The 12934-nt window shown below is 72.1% G+C and carries 11 protein-coding genes and 1 tRNA gene; 4 read left to right on the top strand and 8 right to left on the bottom strand.

From position 1 onward, the window contains the following. The first annotated feature begins 429 nt into the window (after positions 1-429). Positions 430-1758 (top strand): M6 family metalloprotease domain-containing protein, encoded by a 1329-nt coding sequence (locus tag ACGFNK_RS04245; protein WP_393411776.1) that lies wholly within the window; start codon positions 430-432, stop codon positions 1756-1758. Between the two features lie 61 nt (positions 1759-1819). Here ACGFNK_RS04245 and ACGFNK_RS04240 read toward each other — a convergent pair. From ACGFNK_RS04240 to ACGFNK_RS04210, 7 genes are all read right to left on the bottom strand, one after another. Beyond that, positions 1820-1893, bottom strand: a tRNA-Lys gene (locus ACGFNK_RS04240). Further along, positions 1884-2522, bottom strand: coding sequence for a hypothetical protein (locus ACGFNK_RS04235; RefSeq protein WP_393411774.1), 639 nt, complete (start codon positions 2520-2522; stop codon positions 1884-1886). Before ACGFNK_RS04235 ends, ACGFNK_RS04240 begins: the two co-directional genes overlap by 10 nt. A 190-nt stretch (positions 2523-2712) precedes the next feature. Further along, the gene (locus ACGFNK_RS04230; RefSeq protein WP_386352459.1) at positions 2713-3090 is read right to left on the bottom strand and encodes a hypothetical protein; all 378 of its coding nucleotides are present in this window, start codon (positions 3088-3090) and stop codon (positions 2713-2715) included. A 152-nt stretch (positions 3091-3242) separates the two neighbouring features. After that, positions 3243-4586: an AAA domain-containing protein gene (locus tag ACGFNK_RS04225; RefSeq protein ID WP_393411772.1), complete on the bottom strand. Its 1344-nt coding sequence runs from the start codon at positions 4584-4586 to the stop codon at positions 3243-3245. After that, positions 4583-6196 carry a hypothetical protein gene (locus ACGFNK_RS04220; RefSeq protein WP_393411770.1) on the bottom strand — a complete coding sequence of 538 codons (1614 nt, stop codon included), beginning with the start codon at positions 6194-6196 and terminating at the stop codon, positions 4583-4585. Before ACGFNK_RS04220 ends, ACGFNK_RS04225 begins: the two co-directional genes overlap by 4 nt. A gap of 157 nt (positions 6197-6353) precedes the next feature. Continuing rightward, positions 6354-7577: a hypothetical protein gene (locus tag ACGFNK_RS04215; RefSeq protein ID WP_393412164.1), complete on the bottom strand. Its 1224-nt coding sequence runs from the start codon at positions 7575-7577 to the stop codon at positions 6354-6356. Then, positions 7486-8574, bottom strand: a complete 1089-nt coding sequence (locus ACGFNK_RS04210) for a phosphatase PAP2 family protein (protein ID WP_393411768.1) — start codon at positions 8572-8574, stop codon at positions 7486-7488. The genes ACGFNK_RS04215 and ACGFNK_RS04210 overlap by 92 nt, the downstream gene beginning before the upstream one ends. A gap of 207 nt (positions 8575-8781) precedes the next feature. Between ACGFNK_RS04210 and ACGFNK_RS04205 the strand changes: the two genes are divergently transcribed. After that, positions 8782-9378 (top strand): histidine phosphatase family protein, encoded by a 597-nt coding sequence (locus ACGFNK_RS04205; protein WP_393411766.1) that lies wholly within the window; start codon positions 8782-8784, stop codon positions 9376-9378. Positions 9379-9427: 49 nt separating this feature from the next. Here ACGFNK_RS04205 and ACGFNK_RS04200 read toward each other — a convergent pair whose 3' ends face one another. Next, complete coding sequence (locus ACGFNK_RS04200) at positions 9428-10945, bottom strand: hypothetical protein (protein WP_393411764.1); 1518 nt, start codon at positions 10943-10945, stop codon at positions 9428-9430. A gap of 284 nt (positions 10946-11229) precedes the next feature. Here ACGFNK_RS04200 and ACGFNK_RS04195 point away from each other — a divergent pair, with 284 nt between their 5' ends. Beyond that, on the top strand, positions 11230-11721 hold the full coding sequence (locus tag ACGFNK_RS04195) for a hypothetical protein (protein WP_393411762.1): 492 nt from the start codon (positions 11230-11232) through the stop codon (positions 11719-11721). Between the two features lie 316 nt (positions 11722-12037). Continuing rightward, positions 12038-12919: a spermidine synthase gene (locus ACGFNK_RS04190; RefSeq protein ID WP_393411760.1), complete on the top strand. Its 882-nt coding sequence runs from the start codon at positions 12038-12040 to the stop codon at positions 12917-12919. The last annotated feature ends 15 nt before the right edge of the window (positions 12920-12934 follow it).

The following is a 12934-nucleotide window of genomic DNA, read 5'->3' as shown; positions in this document are numbered from 1 at the left end:
TACAGGTCTCGTCGGGTGGTCGGCCGGTGGAGGACGGCCGCTCTAGCCGTGTCCGCGCAGGAAAGTGTGCCGATCATAGAGGCTGGCCCGAACGCCTTCCAGCTACTCCTCAGTCTCCCCAATTAACCGGCTCTTCTGACAGATCGTTTCTGCCCGCACGTGGACAGGTTCCTTCAGTGGCCGATCGCTTGTGACGTTCCGTGAGTGCTCGGGGTGTGCTTGCTCCCGTGACGTGCTCGTCCGGATGCCGACGTGCTCACCCTTCTGGTGCAGACAAACAAGGCGTTAGGTATCAAATGCGCACAAGCTGGGTGTGGTATCCCGAATTCCGCACCGGAGGTCGAAGTGCCGCGTCTGTTCCCCCTCAAGGGGCTCACCCGTGGCGGGGCACGACCTCGTTGGCATGGTCCCGCGGCACTTTTCACCTCCATGACGGCGCTCGCCGCCACCTCCCTGGCGGCGGGCTCCTCGAACGCCGTACCCCCCTCGACGCCCTGCGCCCTGAAGCGGACCGATGCCCACCACTCCGAGGGCCTCGACACCTGGAACGCCGCCTATCCGCGCCCCGACCGCCGCCTCGACGCCGTGATGATCTTCCTCTCCTTCCCCGACTCCGTCCCACAGACCACACCCACCGAACTGACGGCCGACCACTTCCCGGCCACCAGCCGCTTCTTCGAACGCGCCTCCTACGGCAAGTTCACGTTGCGCCCGCATCCGCTCCGCGAATGGCTCCCGATGCCGCGCGCCTCCACGGCGTACGCCATAAAGCGCGACTGGAACTCGGCGCGCCGTTCGGCGTATCTGCGCGACGCCCTCGTCGCGTCCGACCCCCGGGTCGACTTCTCGCGCTACGACGTCGTCTACTTCGTCGCCGACCCGGACGCCCCCGGCGTCAACTCGGACGCGACGAAGGTGGTCAACCTCGAGGCACCGCTACGGGCCGACGGCACGGACATCCGCCGGGTCGTCACGGTCTTCGAGCGGCATCCGCCGGACCGGCTGGTCCTGGCCCACGAAACGGGCCATGTCTTCGACCTGCCCGACCTCTACCACCGGCCGGCCGACGACAAGGGGGACTGGGACACCTACGTAGGCGACTGGGACCTCATGGGCAGCCAGTTCGGGCTCGCACCGGATCTCTTCGGCTGGCACAAGTGGAAGCTCGGCTGGCTGGATCCGCGACAGGTGTCGTGTGTGCAGGCGGCGGGCGGCGAGGGGACGCGGATGACGTTGGAGCCCTTGGGGGCGGGTGGTGCGGCGGTGGCCGGGGCGGCTGGGGGTGCGGAGGGGGCGGAGGCTGTCGAGTCCGAGTTCAGGGGGAGACGGCTGGGGGGCGGGTCGGGGTTCCCTTCGGGGGGACTGGGATCGGGTGAGCTGGGGTCGAGTGAGCTGGGATCGGGTGGTCTCGGGTTCGGACTGGGGGGTGGGACCAAGCTGGCGGTGGTGCGCACCGGGCGGGACAGCGTGATCGCCTTCGAGGCGCGAGGGCCCGTCGGGAACGACGGAGCGGTCTGTTCACAGGGGGTGCTCGTCTATCGCGTACGCAGTGAGACCGTGTCCGGAGGCGGACCGGTCGAGGTCCTCGACGCGCACCCCGACACCGCCGCCTGCTGGGAGGACTCGGTCTATCCACCGCTCGCGGACGCCCCGGTCGGGCTCGGGGAGAGCTTCACGGTGCCGGGGGAGGGCGTACGGCTCGAGGTGGAGGACCGCACGGATTCGGGGGCGTGGACGGTGACGATCTCTACGGGTTGAGCCGGGTGCGTACGGATACGCGAAAAACCCCCCGCTTCCGCGAGGGGCTTCTCACCGTCTGTGCGCCGCCAGGGACTCGAACCCCGGACCCGCTGATTAAGAGTCAGCTGCTCTAACCAACTGAGCTAGCGGCGCCTGCTGACGTCGTAGACCTTAGCACCCAGGTCGGCGGGAGGAAAAATCGATATCCGGGCCGCCCGAGCTGCGCGTACCGCGGCCCAGAGCAGGACCTCCGGGCCCGGCAGCCAGGGCCGCCGGGTGTCGGGGGCGACGAGCCAGCGGGCGGGTGTGGGGAGGGGTGCGGGGTCGCCGGGTGTCGTGCCCGCGGGCGGGATCGTCACCGCGTCGCCCCTGCCGTGGCAGAGCAGCGGCGGGATCGCGCGGCTGCGGCCCGCGCCGCCGTCGGAGCCCCACTCCTCCCACTTCAGGAGCACGGGCAGGCGCTGAGCGGTGCCCGGCGTCGCGAACAGGAGCATCCGACCCCGGTACACGGCCACCGGCCCCGAACCCGGCCCCTCGCCCCACAGCTGGTCCAGCATGCGGCGGCCGAAGATCGCGGGAGCGTTGACGACGTCGAAGGCGGCGCCGCAGGGGAGGACCGCCGGGGTGGTGGACCGGTCGTTGCGGACGGCGACGGTGGTGTGCGTGTGGCTTTGCGCGGACGCGAGCCAGGCGGCTCCGTCCGAGGTGAGGGTGAGTGCACCTTGCGCGACGGTACGTGCGCTGGGCGCGACGGTGCGTGCCGGGTTCCCTGTGCTGCTCATGCCGCTCATGGCGCATAGGTCTACTGCGGGTGAGGGTCCGATTGCGAGGAGTCGCCGGAAATCGGGACAGGAGGGGTGCGAGTGGGGTAGCTTGCCCACCCGGCATATGCCGCGGGATCTTTGCCCCGGGCTCAGGCTTCGCCGAACCAGGTTCCCCGGCTTCGGGTTCCCCGGCTTCAGGTTCGCCGGCTCAGGTCAGGTCGCCGATTCCGTGCCCGAGCCCCTTGCCGTTCGTCCCGCTGAGCAGTTCCCGGCCGAAGTCGACCATTCTCTTCGCGTAGTCCTCGGTCCACTCCGCCCGCTCGGCGATATCGGCCGGGGTGAGCCGGTCGAACCGGCGAGGGTCGGCGAGCTGCGCTGCGGCGATCGCCTGGAACTCGACGGCACGGTCGGTGGCAGCCCGGAACGCGTGCGTCAGCTCCGTGGCACGGTCCAGCAGCGCACGTGGATCGTCGATCGACTCCAGGTCGAAGAAATGCTCCGGATCGGAGGCGGCTTCCGCCGGCTCGAAGAGCAGGGGCGCGGGGCGAAGCCGCGGCTCGCTCCGACGCGGCGTTTGCTCCGCCATGACTTCTCCTCCTCATGCGGTGGACGACCCGTCCTAGTGGGTGGGCCACCGTCCATTGTCTCTTGACCGCGCAAGTGGGCCTCAGGCCCGCCCGACGCGCAGTCGCTCACTCGGGCACAGGTAGAAGAGCTCGGGATCGCCTTCGCGGTCGGTCAGGGCTGCCATGGCACCCGGTGTTCCGACAGGTGGGCGAGCACCGCGTGGTTCGCTTCCCAGCCATCCGGGAACTTCACCGTGACTCCGAGCTGGACCGGTTCCGTGGAGGGGTGGTCGTCCAGGAGGTCGGGTACTCCGGCTCGGCTGATGACGATGCAGGCGTGGCGGTGGCGGGAGGCGAGTACGCAGAGGCGGCCCGTTTCCAGGTGGAAGGCCGTGGCGTCGGGGCGGCCGGAGAGGGGGTGCAGGACGACCGTGACGTCGTATTCGCGGCCCTGGAGGCGGTTCGCCGTGTCGACGGTCACGTCCCCGGCGCCCAGCTCCGCCAGGGCCGAGCGGACCGCTGCCGCCTGGTCGCGGTGGGCCGTGCCCACGGCGATGCGGTCGGCGGTCAGGGGGGTCGGGTCGGGGGAGCGCTCGGATGTGGCCGCGCCGCCTCGGTCCAGGAGGCGGCGTACGACCTGGGCCAGTGCGCGTACCGCCTCGGGGTCCGTACGAGGTGTGTGCCGGGCGGGGAGTTCCAGCAGGCCCCAGCCCGCCTCGGCCGCCTCGTCGATCACGCGGTCGGGGCCCGAACCGTCCGACGGGACCGTGAAGTCCAGCCGCCGGTCGTCGTGGTCCGTGCCGCTGCGGAACGGGGTGTACGGGTAGAACGCGGCCGAGACCAGCGGCGCCGCCGACGCCGGGAGCCGCCAGGAGACGGGGAGGCGGTGCTGCGGCAGCTGCGGGTTGTGGGCGAGCAGCGTCGTCACGGCCGAGGCGGACGGGTCGTACGACAGGCCCGCCCACTGCTCCGAGCCGACGATCGCGAACGGGTCCAGCTGGCCGGGGTCGCCCACGAACAGCGCCCGCTCGAAGAGGCCGGCGACGGCGAGCAGAGCGTCCGAGCGCATCTGGTACGCCTCGTCGACGATCGCGTGCCCCCAGGGCTCGACGCCCTTGACATGGGCCCACTTGGCCGCCGTGGAGATGACGACGTCGAGCCCGGCGAGATCTCCGGCCTTCGCCGACTTGCGGACGTTCGGCAAGTCGTCGAGTGCCTTGTCGTAGGGGTCCGGGTCGCTGCTGTGCAGGCGGCCGACGGGCAGCTCCGGGTTCTTCTCGGCGAGCCGCAGGACCAGATCGTCGACCTGTGCGTTGGTCTGGGCGATGACCATCAACGGACGTCCCGCCTCGGCCAGTTCGAGTGCGGCGCGGACGACGAGCGTGGACTTGCCGGCGCCGGGCGGGGAGTCGACGACGACACCGCGGTGCGCCCCGCGCAGGGTGTCGCGCAGGATCGCGTCGGTGGCGCGGGCGGCTTCGGCGCCGGGGTCGAACACAGCAGTCGTGGTCGTCAAAGGGTGTCCTCCTCGGTCACGGCGTCGGCTGGCGGATCCGTCGCCTCACCCGGTGGGCCGCCATGCGTCCACGGCGTGTCCTCCGGGTCGGGCAGCTTCGCGCCGCCCCGCTGCTCGTGCTCGAAGAGCGTGAAGCAGGCGAGGTCGCCCTTCTCGGGGACGGAACCGGTCTCGGGTTCCTTGCCGCGGCCCATCTTGTCGACGATGCGCAGGACGACGCTCATGCCTCCGGCGTCGGCGCCGTCCTCCTCGTATGTCCCCTCGACGTACTCGGCCGCCTGCGGTTTTCCGCCGAGCGAGCGGTAGACCTTGGCGCGCTCGGCGAGGTGCGGCCGGTCGTCCGTGCGGACCGTCACGAGGGGGCGCGGGCTGGGGCGCTTGCTTTCGCTGTACGCCATGACGACGTCCGTGACCTCGCCGGCGAAGGCCTCCCCGGCGAGCCGCCGTCCGGCCATGACGAGCGGATCGTCGAGGGCTTCCTGTGCTTCCAGCCGGGCCTGTTCGCGCTCGCGTGTCGCTAGCTTGTTCGCGGCGGTGACCGCGTCGTCCCGGCGCGGCTGCGGGGGCTCGCCTGCGAGGACACGGTCCCGGTGGCCGGTGAACGACCAGCGGTCGCGGGTCCAGCGGTCGGCGGCGTGGGTGCCCTCGGGCAGGGCGCGCAACAGGTCGAGGCCGCGCCACACCGCATCCCAGGTGGGGCGGGTGCGGCTGTCGACGAGGTCGCGGATCCCGCGCTCGGCGGCGGTGAGTTCACCGAGCCGGTCGTCCGCCTGCAGGCCGTCCTCGGCGGCGGCGAGTGCCGTACGTGCCCGGTCGTAGCGCTCGATGGCGGGGGCGAGCAGCTTGTTGTCGAACGCCGGGTCGGTGGCGGGTCCGGCGGGCGGGCACATGAGCTGCCCCCTGGCGTCGCGCTGGAGCTCGGCCCGCAGCGCGGCCTCGGCGCCGGACTCGCCCTCGGGAGGGTCGATCCAGGCGAGGAGCGCGCCGAGGTGCTGGTCCTCCAGGCTGCTCTGGCCGGTGGCCCAGTGCCGCGACAGCACGTCCGTGAGGGCGAGCAGCAGTGCGGAGCCGGGCACCCGGGCCCGCTCCCCGTAGTGCGTCAGCCATCGCCCGAGCAGCGGTACGTGCGGGGGTGCCGGATGAGGCGCTTCCGGGTCCTGCTCGGAGGTGCGTCGGAAGCGCATGGAGCGCCCGAGAAGCCGTACGAAGTCGACACCGGCCCGGCTCGGCACGATCAACTGCGGTGCGTCCGCGCACAGTTCGACCTCGACCTTGACCCGCTTACCGGTTTCCGGATCGGTCTCGGTGCGCTCCGCGGCCTCGACGTCCTCGCCGTACGAGTCGATGTACGGGAGCACGACTCCCGCCAGCTCGGCGAGGAACGTGAACCGCAGGTCGCGGTCTCGTGGCTGCGGCACGACGAGCAGACGGGGCGCTTCGCGGTCGGTGCCGACGAGTGCCCCCAGCGGGGCCCCGGCTTCTCCGGCGGTGGTGAGCGGTACGAAGACGAGGGGGCGCTCGGTGAGGTGCCGGTGCCGCACGGTGGCGAGGGGCTGTGCCCGGCCGGTGTCGACGGCTTCGAGTCGGGCGAGGGTGGTGATCAAGGACATGCGGCTCCCTCATGGCCGGTGGCCGCGGCGCGCTCCGCGCGGGCCGGTGCATTGCGTGCGGGTCGGCGGGGGCTGGTCGCGCCCGCGCGGCAGGGCCGCATGGTGTCACGCACCGCGGCCCTTACGGGGCGCCGATCGCACCGGGGTGGGAACGGGCTCAGCACGTTGCACGTCCCGATGCCTCGGCCCGCGCGCCCTCTCCGCCGCCCGGCACCCCGGCGCGCAGCTCCGCGCCGCCCAGAGCCTCCGCCCGCAGTTCCGCCGCTCTGCGCAGCGCAGCGACCGCCGGGTCGGTCGGGTCGCCGGACTCGCCGCGGGCCGCCGACAGGACGTCGTCGACCCGCGCCAAGCCGCCCAGCTCCGCCCGGAGCGAGCGGCCGAGTGACGTCACCGCGCCCTCTGCACGGGAGCGGGCGCGGCAGTGGAAGGCGAGTTCGCAGGTGGAGAGGCATTCGGGGGCGTATGTGGCGGGGACCGACTCGACTGCCGCCGTCAGGTCGGGGGTGGGGAGGTCTGGGGCGAAGCAGGTGCCCTCCGGGAGGGCGGCGGCGATGTCCTCGATGCGGGTGAGGCGGTCCAGCTGGCGGCGGGTCACGGAGCGCTGTTTGCGGACGTCGACGGCGGAGGCGGCTGGGAGGTTCGAGAAGTCCTTCGGGCAGACCAGGAGCACCGAATGCCGTACCTCGGGGGCCGGGGTGAGCCGGTCCGCGACCCGCTCCAGCGCCAGTACGTACACCGCGGCCTGGCGTGCCGCCGCGCCCACCTTCGCGGCGTCCGCCGAACCGTCCAGCATCGGGAAGGACTTGATCTCTACGACCGTCCAGCTGCCGTCGGGATGCACCACCACTGCGTCAGGCTCCAGGAAGGCCGGGGAGCCCGCGACGTCCAGGGCGAGCATGGGGTGGTCGAGCAGCGTCCAGGCGCCGGCCTCGGTGGCTTCGCGCAGCGCCAGTGCCGTACGGGCCGCACGTCCCTCGGGGCCCACGGCCGTCAGGTCGGGAACGAGGCCGGCCGCGGGTGGCTCCGCCCCGGCGTCCAGCTTCTCGTGCACCAGCCGCAGCAGCTCCGCGCCACCGTCGGCCTTGACGCGGGCCTCGAAGGCATTGCCCCGCATGAACGCGAACTGTGACTGCCCGAAGGCCGACGGCGAGCCGAGCGCGCTCGCCAGCGCCGCCTTGTTCACCCCCGCCCCGTCGAGGATGGCGCGCCGCTTGCAGCCGGGGTTCGCAGCGAGCGCCGCCAGAGCGCGGGCGTCCAGCGGCTGCGCCGGGACCGCAGGACCGCGCAGCTCAGCGAGCCGCTGCCGGAGCCTCGTCCCCCGCGTCGGCGGGACTTGCTTCGGGATCGGCTCTCTGCCCGGCGCCGGAACCGGGGCCGGCACTGACCTTGCGCTGTCCGGGAATTCGCTCACCCGGGGAAGTCTGGCATCCACCACTGACAATTGAGGAGCCTGTGCCGCGCGAGCCCACTGTGACCGGTTCCGGGGCCGGTTCCGAAACCGGCGCCGTGACGGGTGTCGCGCCCGATGCTGTACCCGATGCCGAGCCGGACGGCACCGGTGTCGAGCCCGGTGTGACCGTCGTCCCGCCCCAGGCGGGACGCAGTATCCGGAACCGCTGCCGGGCCACGTCCGCCAGCCGCAGCACAGGCCGGGTCAGCAGCAGCCCTACGCCCATCACGGCGGCGCCCGCGAGCGCGTCGAGGAAGTAGTGGTTGGCGGTGCCCATCACCACGATCGTGGTGATCAAGGGGTACGCGACCCCCGCGACCTTGGTGAGCCGCGTGCCGCCGTACCGCCACAGCATCACCCCGCACCACAGCGCCCATCCGACGTGCAAGCTCGGCATCGCCGCGTACTGGTTGGTCATGCTGCCCAGGCCCCGTGGTGCGCTCGCCTCGCCGCCCCACCAGCCGTAGTCGCTGTACTGGGCCATCGTGTCGACGAAGCCGTACCCCGCGGACAGCAGCCGGGGCGGGCAGGTGGGCAGCAGCGTGAAGCCGATCAGGCCGATGAACGTGGACGTCAGCAGCCAGGTGCGGGCCGCCCGGTAGCGCACGGTGCGGGAGCGGAAGACCCACACCAGGATCGCGGGCGTGACGAGGTAGTGCAGCGACGCGTACCAGAAGTCGGCGGGTATGCCGAGCCATGGCTCGCGGGTGAAGAGGCGGTTCAGCGGGTGCTCGGCGTTGAGGTAGAAGACCTTCTCGATGCGCAGGATCGCCAGACCGTGGTCCACGGCGGTGGTCACGTCCCCGCGCGCGAGCAGCCGGCCGGCCGAGTACACGGCGTACACCAGGAGGATCAGCGGCAGTTCCGCCCACCAGCGGGGCCGGGCGCGCGATACCGCCTCGGTGCCCGGTACATCGGTCCGCCGCATCCGATCGCCCTCCCCCTTCTGTCCCCCGTGGCCGATGCGCCACGCCCCAAGGTCCAACCTATGCGAACGCCTGAACGGGGCGCCTCGGTCCTCGAAGACGCAGAGATCGCCCAGTGGGTTGCCCCGCAAGAGCCTCGGCGATGATGGAGCGATCCACCAGAGGGTCATCCCTGATCCATCCCTGAGTCACCCGGAGAGGCTGAATTCATGGCTCCGCGCATCCTGCTGGCCCGGCACGGACAGACCGAATGGTCGCTGGCCGGCAAGCACACCGGCAGGACCGACATTCCTCTCCTGGAGGAGGGCAGGCGCGGCGCCAAGCTGCTCGGCGAGCGTTTGCACCGGGCGCCGTTGGGCGGGCTCCCCGGGGTCGAGGTGCGTACGAGTCCGCTGGCACGCGCGCGTGAGACATGCGAACTCGCCGGCTTCGGCGACCGGGCGGCTGTCTGGGACACCCTCATGGAGTGGGACTACGGCGCGTACGAGGGCATGACGCCCGCAGAGATCCAGACGGGGCGGCCCGGCTGGCTGATCTGGCGCGACGGGGTGCCTCGGGGCGAGACCCTCAGCGAGGTCTCCGCGCGCGCGGACGAGGTCGTGGCGTGGGCGCGCTCCGCCGACCGCGATGTTCTCGTGTTCGCGCACGGCCACATCCTGCGCTCCATAGGTGCCCGCTGGCTCGGCCTGGACCTGGACTTCGCGGCCCGGATCCGCCTCAACCCGACGTCCCTGTCGGTGCTCGGCTGGGCCTACGGAGAACCTGCTGTCGAGACGTGGAACGACTGCGGGCACCTGACCGCGTAACGGTCAGGTGCCTACGCAAAGCGCCCCAGGAGCGCGTAAACCGTCTGCCCTATGCCGTCCGGGCCAGAGCCCCGTGCCGTTCCAGGAAGTCCGACACCCCCGTCGCGCGGCGATGCGGCAGCAGCACGCGGGCCGTGCCCGCGAGCATCGTCTGGACGCGTGAGGACTGCACCAGGTCCAGGAGGTCCAGTACGCGCAGTCCGGCCGTGGCGGCTTCGTCGGGGTGGCCGGCGCGGGCCAGGTCGTCGGCGAGTTCGGCGGTGTAGAGCGCGATGTTGCGCGTGAAATGGGGGTCCTGGAGGCGGGCCGCGCGCCGGGCGTGGTGGGCCGCCCGCGGCCAGTCGCCGAGCGTCGACCAGCACTGGGCCTCCAGGCCCGCCAGTTCGGCCGGTCCGTAGAAGCTCATCCACTCCGGGTCGGCGTCGCAGGGCCCGCGGTCGAACAGCGCGTGGGCGCGGGCGAGTGCCTGCTCGCAGCCCGTGCGGTCGGCGAGCCCGGCCCAGCCGCCGGCCTCGCGCATGGCGAGCAGCGACAGGAGTCGGGCCGAACCGAGTGGACGTGCGCCGCGCTGCGCGGCCTGCGCCGCCCGCACCGCCTCGCGTGGGCGGCCCGCGTCGCGTGCCAGGAAGGACGTATTGCAGAAGGCGTGTGCCTCCAGGGCCGGGTCCCCGGCCACCCGGGCAGTGGCGAGGGCCTCCGCGTAGTGCGAGCGCGCATCGCCGAAGCGCCCCGAGTCGTGCGCCAGCCAGCCCACGGAGATGGCCAGTTCACCGGCGCCCGAGTGCAGCCGCTCGGCGGTCGCCCGCCGGGTCGCGCCCGCGTCCAGCAGGGCGTACGCGGCCCGCAGCGGAGCCGCCGCCCTTCGGTACAGCCCGTCGGCGCCGTGCCGGTCGTCGAGCACCCGGATCTGCCGTACGGCCTCTTCGAGCGCGCCCGCCTCGGCCTCGCCGACCCGGTGCACGGGACGGTCCGCCGCGACGGCCGGGCCGCCGAACGCGAGACCCAGGGGGCCCAGGGAGGCGGCCGCCACGGTGGCGGTGCCTCCGGTCATGAATGCGCGACGCTGCACGTCGCTCTCCTCGTGGTTCTGATCGTGGTACTCGTACGTGCCTTGCGTTACGTACGTGTCTTGCATGCCGTACGTGTTGTGCGTGCCGCAGGCGTGTTGCGCGTCCTGCGTTTCATACGGCTCGTGCGCCCCATCCGTCTCATGCGGGGCGTACGTCGGGCTCGTGGTGCGCGAGGGGAGCGCCTCATCCGTGGCGCGCGCCCCGCGTCCGCGTACCGATGAGCGGGGCGCGAACCCCAGGTCGGTCAGCGACCGGCCGGGGAACATATGCAGGAACACCCGCTCGTACGCGTAGTTCGGGCAGCGGATCTCCCCCGCCTCGACGCGCCCCACATAGCGCGCGTCGCAGCTCACCCGCTCCCCGATCTCCCGCGCGGCCCGTCGCACCGCCGCGGCGAACTCGCCCGGCGAACGCTGCCCGCGCAGCTCCCGGAAGGCGAGGTTCGGCCGCGGTGGCCGAGGTGACTGGGACGACGAGGTCGTCGTGTACGACGCCATGGCCGGGCCCTCTCTCGCGAACCGTCGAACCATGCCGGAACCAAGGCGAGTTGATCACTTCCCACTCGGGTTGATCGGGTCCCGCTCGGGATTCCGGCGGGCAAGAACGTACCCGCTGTGACGAGTCCACCACGCGAGGTTTGGCTACAAACCGGATATCTCATCCATGATCTGCCATGAACTGCCATCCTTTGCGGCTCAGTTGCGCCGTAGCCGTTGACGTCCGGGCGCGTTGAACCATGCGGTGAGTTCGATCGAGGAGGGGTTCCACGATGGAGGCCGGAATGGAGACCAGACAGAGCATCGATCGCCGTGCGCCACTCCCGACGGACGCCCCGCCAGACGGTGCGGGGCAGGCGGAGCCCGATGATCCCTGCGATCCCTGTGATCCTTGTGACCTCGTCACCGTCCCGACGCGGCAGGGCCTGGAGGCCGTCGACATCCTGCGCCGGGGTGCCTCGGAGGCCGTGGGTCCCGTCCTGCACGACGACACCTGCGACACCCTCGGCTTCCTGGTGCCGCCTGGCACGGCGGATGCCTGGGACGTGCCGGGCAGCACCTGTACGCAGACCGACGGCGGGGGTATCAGCCTCATCGCCGAGGCTGCGGTCGCCGAGGGCGTTGGTTCTGGGTCCGTGTCCGGGGAGCCGCCCGTCGAGGGCTCCGGCTGGCTCCTGCCCCCGGAGGACTCGGAGCTCGCCACGGACCCGGTCGTCCTGCGCGCTGCGCTGGACGAGGCGGCTCGCTTGATCGAGGCGGCCGACAACTGCCGTTGACCGCGCTCCTTCAGGGGTGCGGGGCTGTGCCATATGCGGCTCCGCCGCGATGGGGTCCCCCCGCTCATGGGGGTCCCCCGCTCATGGGGGTCCCCCCGCTCGAGCGAAGCCGAGAGTGGGGGAGAAGCCGAGAGTGGGGGAGAAGCCGAGAGTGGGGGAGAAGCCGAGAGTGGGGGAGAAGCCGAGAGTGGGGGAGAAGCCGAGAGTGGGGGAGAAGCCGAGAGTGGGGGAGCGACCAGCCACGACGTACCCGCAGTTTGAACCGCATTTCCGCCGTCGCTGAGCCGCCCCGCCCGTACGCCGCGATAATGGCGTGATGGCAAGGGCGAAGGCGCGGAACAAGCGGTCAGGTGACCGGCGGCCGGCGCCCCAGGCCGTCGTCGCCCCGGTCGACGGCGGGCTCGCCGAGCTGATACCCGACCGGGACCGGGCGCGTGCCTGGTCGCTGCTCATCGACGGTGCCCCTCAGTCGTACGTGGACCTCGACGACCCGGCGTATCTGAACTTCGAGTACCAGCGCCGCCTCGGCCACGTCATAGACCTCGCCGCCCCGCCGGGCAAACCCGTGCACGCCGTGCACCTCGGCGGCGGCGCCCTCACCCTCGCCCGCTACATCGCCGCCACCCGACCCCGCTCCACCCAGCAGGCCGTCGAACGCGACGCCGCACTCGTCCAACTGGTCCGCCGCGAACTGCCGTTGGACCCGAACGCCCGGATCCGCGTACGTTCCGCCGACGCCCGCGAGGGGCTCGCCAAGGTGCCGGACGGCTGGGCGGACCTCGTCATCGCGGACGTGTTCAGTGGGGCGCGCACGCCGGCGCATCTGACCTCGACCGAGTTCCTCGACGACGTCCGACGGGTGGTCAAGGCGGGCGGCGTCTACGCGGCCAACCTCGCCGACGGCCCGCCGCTGGCCCACCTGCGCGGGCAGATCGCCACGGCGGCGGGCGTCTTCCTGGAGCTCGCCCTGGTGGCCGACCCGGCCGTACTGCGCGGCAAGCGCTTCGGCAACGCGGTCCTCGTCGCCTCCGACCGCCCGCTCCCGATCGCCGAACTGACCCGCCGCGCCGCCTCGGACCCGCACCCCGCGAGGGTCGAACACGGCAGAACGCTGACCGACTTCACCGGGGGCGCCACAGCGGTCACGGACGCGGCGGCGGTGGCCTCACCGCAGCCACCGCCCTCGGCGTTCCGCTGATTCCGGCGCACGTCA

It is taken from the genome of Streptomyces sp. NPDC048825, assembly GCF_043198355.1.
Classification (GTDB): domain Bacteria; phylum Actinomycetota; class Actinomycetes; order Streptomycetales; family Streptomycetaceae; genus Streptomyces; species Streptomyces xiangluensis.
The sequence above is the reverse complement of the archived record's forward strand: the minus strand, read 5'-3'. Positions and strand labels throughout refer to the sequence as shown.

Excerpts from the sequence above, each read along its gene's own strand:
- ACGFNK_RS04245 (WP_393411776.1), top strand. The coding sequence starts at position 430 with ATGACGGCGCTCGCCGCCACCTCCCTGGCGGCGGGCTCCTCGAACGCC.
- ACGFNK_RS04235 (WP_393411774.1), bottom strand. The coding sequence starts at position 2,522 with ATGAGCAGCACAGGGAACCCGGCACGCACCGTCGCGCCCAGCGCACGT.
- ACGFNK_RS04230 (WP_386352459.1), bottom strand. The coding sequence starts at position 3,090 with ATGGCGGAGCAAACGCCGCGTCGGAGCGAGCCGCGGCTTCGCCCCGCG.
- ACGFNK_RS04220 (WP_393411770.1), bottom strand. The coding sequence starts at position 6,196 with ATGTCCTTGATCACCACCCTCGCCCGACTCGAAGCCGTCGACACCGGC.
- ACGFNK_RS04210 (WP_393411768.1), bottom strand. The coding sequence starts at position 8,574 with ATGCGGCGGACCGATGTACCGGGCACCGAGGCGGTATCGCGCGCCCGG.
- ACGFNK_RS04205 (WP_393411766.1), top strand. The coding sequence starts at position 8,782 with ATGGCTCCGCGCATCCTGCTGGCCCGGCACGGACAGACCGAATGGTCG.
- ACGFNK_RS04200 (WP_393411764.1), bottom strand. The coding sequence starts at position 10,945 with ATGGCGTCGTACACGACGACCTCGTCGTCCCAGTCACCTCGGCCACCG.
- ACGFNK_RS04195 (WP_393411762.1), top strand. The coding sequence starts at position 11,230 with ATGGAGACCAGACAGAGCATCGATCGCCGTGCGCCACTCCCGACGGAC.
- ACGFNK_RS04190 (WP_393411760.1), top strand. The coding sequence starts at position 12,038 with ATGGCAAGGGCGAAGGCGCGGAACAAGCGGTCAGGTGACCGGCGGCCG.